Genomic DNA, 1,752 nt, shown 5'->3' with positions numbered 1-1,752 from the left:
GGGTGATGGGTGGGGGGTGGGGGGGGGGTGGGCTCTTGTGGGTATCTGTTCGGGAGTGGGTGGTGGTGGAGTTATGCGACGTAGTTTTGGTATTCGCCGTGGCCTTCGCCGTAGGCGATAGTCGGAGCCTTCGCCGTATGCCGTAGCCGGAGCCATAGCCGGAGCCATAGCCGGAGCCATAGCCGTGAGCCATAGCCATAGCCGTAGCCGGAGCCTTAGCCGGAGCCATAGCCGGAGCCATAGCCTTCGACGTAGCCGGAGCCTTAGCCGGAGCCGGAGCCGGAGCCGGAGTTTTATTTAGTATCTACATTAGTTGGCGAACAATGGAAGAAGACGAAAAATATTCCTTAATTCGCAATATCGCTATTCCTTTTGCTGCAACAGGAGGTACAAACTTTCGTGGCGCCGATTTAACCAATGCTGATTTCACCCAAGCCACACTCAAAAGTACAGATTTCCGAAACACTATTCTTATCTGTAGCCGTTGGCATCAAGCCAAAATGCTTGACCGTGTTCGTCCTGGCTCGACTTATCTTCAATACTCACAAGTACGTGAACTCCTTGTTACAGGACAGGGACAGGACAAAAACTTTGACCGTGAAGACCTGCGAGGTATCAACTTACAAAAAGCTAACTTAGCAGATACCAGCTTTATTAGCGCTGATCTCAGTGAAGCCAACTTGCAAGATGCCGATTTGTCAAGAGCAAAACTGAAGCAAACGCAACTAGACGGCACAGATTTAACAGGTGCAACCCTCACCGGCGCCTTCATCGAAGATTGGGGCATTACAAATACAACTAAATTGCATGGGGTGAGGTGTGAATATGTCTTTATGCGTTTACCCACCAAAGAAGACCCCGACCCCCTCCGCAAACCTGATAATAAACAAGAAGTATTTGCAGACGGCGAATTTGCCGATTTTATCAAGCCAATTTTTGATACCCTCGACCTTTATCATAATCAAGGCGTTGACCCCCGCGCTGTTGCCATAGCCTTCAAAAACCTTGCCGAAAACCATCCCGAAGCCGAGTTAGAAATCGTCGCAATGGAGAAACGCGGCAATGATAAAATCTTGCTCAGAGCCAAAACCGCCGCAGGTAGCGATAAATCTCAACTGAGTGCAGAATATTTTGATGATTATAATCAACTCAAAGCTTTATCGCAGAGTCAGCAATTATTGCTGGTAGAAAAAGATAAGCGCATTATTAGTTTAGAAAATATGGTAGATACTGCTCTCAAGCAGCCAAAATTTTATACTCAAGGAGATACAAATATGTCTGATATCAGCGGCATCAATATTGAAGGTAGCAGTAATGTTAGCGGTATTGCTGGCAATAATTCTATTGCTAATCTAGGAACCATTAGCGGTAACGTGAGTATTGCCCTCAATCAGTTACCTGATGCAACCGATGCCGAGAAACCAGGAATCAAAGAATTATTGTCGCAGTTGCAAGATGCGATCGTCCAATCCACATATTTGTCAGAAGAAGACAAAACCGAAGCGCTAGAACAGGTGAACAGTTTAGCTGAAGCGGGGAAAAATCCTCAAGAATCCACTAAACAAAAGACGGCAAAAACAGCCATCACCATGTTGAAAGGGATATTTACCGGCTTACCTGCTGTTGCTTCTCTGGTGGAAGCGGGTAATAAATTATTGCCTGCGATCGCAAAACTATTCGGTTTGGGATAATTTATCAAGCCAATACCAATTCAATTAATGATTGCAAGACATCCTTGGGTAAAGACGCGAT

The 1,752-nt window shown here is 46.1% G+C and carries 1 protein-coding gene; it reads left to right on the top strand.

The window, feature by feature from the left end:
• The first annotated feature begins 323 nt into the window (after window positions 1-323).
• Window positions 324-1,691: a pentapeptide repeat-containing protein gene (locus RRG12_RS43870; RefSeq protein WP_420763343.1), complete on the top strand. Its 1,368-nt coding sequence runs from the start codon at window positions 324-326 to the stop codon at window positions 1,689-1,691.
• Window positions 1,692-1,752: the final 61 nt, after the last annotated feature.

It is taken from the genome of Nostoc sp. CALU 546, from assembly GCF_048836525.1.
Note: the sequence above shows the minus strand (reverse complement) of the source record. Positions and strands in the feature narration are given on the sequence as shown.

Coding starts and splice junctions, on each gene's coding strand:
- RRG12_RS43870 (WP_420763343.1), top strand. CDS start 324: ATGGAAGAAGACGAAAAATATTCCTTAATTCGCAATATCGCTATTCCT.